The sequence below is a fragment of the Methanosaeta sp. UBA458 genome (genome assembly GCF_002496085.1).
Lineage (GTDB): Archaea > Halobacteriota > Methanosarcinia > Methanotrichales > Methanotrichaceae > Methanothrix > Methanothrix soehngenii.
This window is the reverse complement of the sequence record NZ_DAIK01000146.1, coordinates 27,763-30,348: the sequence shown is the minus strand read 5'-3', so window position 1 is coordinate 30,348 and position 2,586 is coordinate 27,763. Positions and strand designations below refer to the sequence as shown.

Below are 2,586 nucleotides of genomic sequence, written 5' to 3'. Positions count from 1 at the left end.
CCCAACAAATCCCTCAAACACCGAGGCATCTCCTTCAATGGTCACATTTGCCGGTGGAACGGATGGATCGAGCGCCAGCTGTTCAAGAGTCTTGCGCGGCATATGGACAGTGAGGGCAGCTTCATCAGAGTGCTCATCGATCCAGTAGACCAGCACGCTGTTATTGACCTGAATCAGTGCGCTCTCGCCGGTATCATTGATTATCATGTTCATCCTGAAGTCCTCGCCGTCCGCCTTCTGGCTATTCAGCCTCACTGCTATGTAGTCTAAGAGCTGGTTGATTGACATGGCAGATATCACATCTGCAGATATCATGTTCATTGCGTGCACTGGCTCTTTGCTGCGAAGCTCCATAGCTCCCACCAGATAGGCATTCCGGGCCGGTCCAGATTCCGCCTGATATCCAAGCTGCTCCAGGGCAGCAGCCTCCATCTCACGGGCCTTTATATTGTCGGGATCAGCAAAGACCAGGTAATTGGCGATAGTGGCCACCAGTTGATAGTTGCCAGCGTCATAATCTCTGGCCAGCCTCTCCAGGACAGCATCTGCCCCTCCCATGTACTCGGTTATATTTCGGGCAAACTCCTCAGGAGGAAGCCGTTTCAGGTTGATGGGATTGGCATCGTAGAATCCCAGGTATTTCTGATATGTGGCCTTTACACCCATGTATATCTGGCCGTAGAATCCATGAGTATACCAGTACTTCTGCAGGGATTGGGGAAGAACGATCATATTTGCGATCTCATCCATGGTATAGCCCTTGTTGATGAGGTTCAGGGTCTGATCATTGATGTACTTGTACATATCCCGCTGGTTTTCTAAAAGCTCAATGACCTTATCGTTACCGTACCTGGGCCAGTTGTGGGCGGTAAACACCACCTCAGCCTGGTCTCCGTAAAGCCTTCGTGCCTCATCCAGGCATTCTGCCCAGGAGAGAGGATCCCTGATCTGTGCTCCCCGCAGAGTCAGAATGTTATGCAGCGTTGCCACGCAATTCTCAGCCATGAAAAGCGCTTTGTGATCTGGGAACCAGATGTCTATCTCCACGGGAGCTTCCGTATTGGTGCAGTAATGGAACTGCATATCGACTCCGTCGATGGTCAGGTTCTGGCCGGTCTCGGTGATATCGATCGTCGGAGCGATGAGGGATGCCGATCCAAATGGGGTTCGTTTTCCCAGACCGTTATCCACAAGACCCTTCTCATCATGAGGAAGGAGGCCTCCGTACATGTACATGCCCCGCCTTTGCATAGCCGTCCCAGCATAGACATTCTCGCTGATAGCATGGTCCATGAATCCAGCAGGGGCTATGACCTCAACCTCGCCCGATGCAACCTGCTTCTCAGTGATCACTCCCTTCACTCCCTGGTAATGATCCACATGAGGGTGAGAATAGATGACTGCCTTGACCGGATAGTATCCCAGTGTTCTGTTAACTAGGTCCATGGCCGCCCTGGCGGTCTCCATAGTCATCATGGGATCTATGATTATCCAGCCGGTATCGCCTTTGATGAGGCTCATTGATGTGAGATCGTATCCTCTGACCTGGTAGATGCCAGCTACGACCTCGAATAGACCGTTGATCTTGTTCAGCTTTGCATGCCTGTAGAGAAGGGGGTTTATTGTATCCGGACAGGTCGCATTGTCCAGGAAGGAGAACTCTTCCATATTCCAGGAGGTGAAACCCGGATAGAGAGAGGGGATGATCAGGGGACTATCGGTAGCGATGAACCCTCTATTGGCAAAATCGAAGTCTTCCTGGTTGTTGCTCCAGGCGGGAGAATTGTTGGCCAGCAGGTTGGCAGCAATGGTGTATTCGGTCGCATCATTCCTCGTATCGGCAGATTCTGCATAGATAACTGAAATCTCGCTAAACGCAATCAACAAAATGGCAGCCGCAAAAACGGCCTTTGAGCATAACTTCATTCTCTCACTTCCGCAAATTTTGATCCAGATTTTAAAATACATGACTAATATATTAAAATTTTTCAATAATATTCTGTATGTCAGGATAATTGGGGCTTAATACTCCCAAATTTTTGGAAAAACCTCCTGCAGCCAGGTATGCTATTCGACTATTTAAGTTTAATCCAGGCTATTATTATAATTATATAATTTATTAATATTATTCTCAATGGCGATTCGTGACCGTGCCACAGTCTCCTGTCGTCCCATGGAATGGGAATTATGAAAAAGGCATTTGAGAACGTCACCATTGGCAGGAGGATGTGACCTAATCGGTTTTGCTTTGCAGGAGGGGCTCGCATTGAATCGAGGTAGGTTGGGACTATAGATGCCACTGTTGAAGGATACTGAGGGGGCTGAGCTCTCCCCCCGCAGCTTGAATCCTAATCGCTTGAATAGATGCCCGATCCCAGGAACCAGGTACCATCGACATCCATAACGTAGCTGAGCTTCAATTCTTGGGTCATGTTGTTAGATGGGTCTGGGTAGACGTAATAGGCAAAGCCATCTCCATTTTTGGCCATATCTGTGATCTGCTGAATGAAATATACTCCATTGGGATCCTGAGCATCGATGCGGTTTGTGCCGACCAGCTCAGGCTGATGGGAAAGCGCCAAGTTC

Annotated in this window: 2 protein-coding genes; both read right to left on the bottom strand. The window is 49.1% G+C overall.

Annotation, left to right across the window (positions count from 1 at the left end; translation table 11 throughout):
* Positions 1–1,926: alkyl/aryl-sulfatase (locus BP822_RS11090; RefSeq protein ID WP_286878295.1), on the bottom strand; the 1,926-nt coding region annotated here is incomplete at its 3' end.
* Positions 1,927–2,348: 422 nt separating this feature from the next.
* The coding region (locus BP822_RS11085) for a cache domain-containing protein (RefSeq protein WP_286878294.1) at positions 2,349–2,586 on the bottom strand (238 nt) is incomplete at its 5' end.